Origin of the sequence: Streptomyces roseochromogenus subsp. oscitans DS 12.976, from assembly GCF_000497445.1 — a bacterium.
Classification (GTDB): Bacteria; Actinomycetota; Actinomycetes; order Streptomycetales; family Streptomycetaceae; genus Streptomyces; species Streptomyces oscitans.
In genome coordinates this window covers 3,189,859-3,191,846 of sequence record NZ_CM002285.1, presented here as the reverse complement: position 1 = coordinate 3,191,846, position 1,988 = coordinate 3,189,859, and the positions used below count along the sequence as shown (strand labels likewise).

The window sequence follows — 1,988 nt, the reverse complement described above, 5'->3', positions numbered from 1 at the left end:
GATCGGGGCGCAGCCGTCGCAGGACGTGTTCCTTGGCGCGCAGCGCGTCCGCGGCCGGTCCGCCGCCGCGCGCGTCGTCGACCAGGCCCGCGCGGGTCAGCCGCTCCAGCAGGGTGTCGACCTGGCCGGCGGGCAGGTCCATGCGGCGGGCCTCCTCGCGCAGCAGCGGCAGCCCGCGCGTGCCGTTGAGCAGATCCAGGAAGTCGCGCGTCGCCGGGTCCATCGGTCCGAGCGTCAGCGCGTGCGCCGGGGTCATCCCGAACTGCACGGTGTCGCGATCACGCCAGCCGCGCCGCAGCGCGGGCTTCATCACCGGATGCATGACTGTCCCCCGTATCCGTTGAGAGCATCCCGGAACATCTCGTCGCCGGTGGAGCCGGTCATGCTCCGCCGACGCCTGCCAGCATGCCGTGCCCGCCGGTCCGGCGCCGAGAGTTATCCACAGGCTAGGGGTGTTTGTCATACAAGTTGGCCGGGCGAACACTGCTAAACCGGCCAAGACGGGCCGTGTCGGCCGGTCGGGCAGAACCGCGCAACCCGGTCGGCCGGAGCCCCGTAAACCGGATGTGCGGATCAGTCGTAGGAATCATAGGAATCAAACGCATGGTGGGGGATCGGCATCGAACCGTTCCGGAGCCGGGACTTTGGCCATGCCCAGCGGGTAACGTCGGGGCGTGCCCGCCGACCCACTGCACCGCGCCGGAAAGCCACAGCGCAGCACGACGAGCCAGCCGCCCGGCGGCTCGGGGGCGAGCGCGATCGAGGTCCGCAGGAGTTCCCGGCGCCGCCGGACGGTCTCCGCGTACCGCGAGGGCGATCGCACCGTCGTACTGATCCCCGCCAGGATGTCGAAGGCGGAGGAACAGCGCTGGATCACCGTCATGCTCGACAAACTCGCCGCCCAGGAGAGCAAGCGAGTGCTCGGCGACGCCGAGCTGGCCGAGCGCGCCGAGCGGCTGTCGGAGCAGTACTTCGACGGCCGGGCGCGCCCCGCCTCCGTGCGCTGGGTCACCAACCAGAACACCCGCTGGGGTTCGTGCACTCCGGCCGAGGGCAGCATCCGGCTCTCGCACCGGCTGCAGGGGATGCCCGAGTACGTCGTCGACTACGTTCTCTGCCACGAGCTGGCCCATCTGCTGGTCCCCGGTCACGGGCCAGACTTCTGGCGGCTGTTGGAGGCGTACCCGCGTACCGAGCGGGCCCGCGGGTATCTCGAAGGGGTCGTCGCCGCGGAACGGCTGCCGTATGTGCCCGGGGCACACGGGGAGTGAGCCGGGCGCCGTCCGTCCGCCTCCGGGCGCGGTTGTGTACCGGGTCTGTACCGGCTGCGGCCGATGTCGGATCCAGCCGTTAGCCTGGCGCGACGCACTCACATTCGGGATGGGGGACGGTCGTAACGCATGGCCAGGGAATTCCAACGCGGCCACAAGGCCAGGATCAGTGACCTCACGGCGGGCACGGATCTGTACGTGGGCGTGCAGATCTCCGCCCCCGGGCTGACCTTCGACATCAGCTGCTTCGGGCTGGACGCCGACGAGCGCCTCTCGGACGACCGGTACTTCGTCTTCTTCAATCAGCCGAAGTCGCCTGAGGAGTCCCTGCAGTTGCTGGGTGCCCAGGCGGGCGACACGGAGTCGTTCCGCGTCACGCTGGACCGGATCCCGTCGCACATCCGCAAGTTGTCCTTCACCGCGACCGTCGACGGCGCCGGGCAGATGGCGCAGATCGCCCCTGGCTATCTGCGCATCGTGGCGGGCGGTGAGGAGGTCGCGCGGTACTCCTTCAACGGCGCGGAGTTCTCCACCGAGCGGGCCGTGATGCTCGGTGACATCTACTTCAAGGATGTGTGGCGGTTCGCCGCCGTCGGACAGGGCTTCGACGGCGGCCTGGAGGCGCTGCTGAAGAACTTCGGCGGCGAAGTGCTGGAGGAGGAGGCGCCCGCCGCCCCGCAGCGGCCGCAGCCCGCCGCCGCCCCCGGCTTCGCCCCG

At 70.3% G+C, this 1,988-nt stretch carries 2 protein-coding genes and 1 pseudogene; 2 read left to right on the top strand and 1 reads right to left on the bottom strand.

All coding sequences use genetic code 11. From position 1 onward, the window contains the following. Positions 1–322 (bottom strand): annotated as a pseudogene (locus M878_RS99845) (ThiF family adenylyltransferase); the annotation flags it as partial. A 352-nt stretch (positions 323–674) separates the two neighbouring features. Here M878_RS99845 and M878_RS63495 point away from each other — a divergent pair. Both M878_RS63495 and M878_RS99840 read left to right on the top strand, forming a co-directional pair. Continuing rightward, on the top strand, positions 675–1,271 hold the full coding sequence (locus M878_RS63495; protein ID WP_023546907.1) for a M48 metallopeptidase family protein: 597 nt from the start codon (positions 675–677) through the stop codon (positions 1,269–1,271). A gap of 129 nt (positions 1,272–1,400) precedes the next feature. Beyond that, on the top strand, positions 1,401–1,988 hold a 588-nt coding region (locus tag M878_RS99840), incomplete at its 3' end, for a TerD family protein (protein ID WP_023546906.1).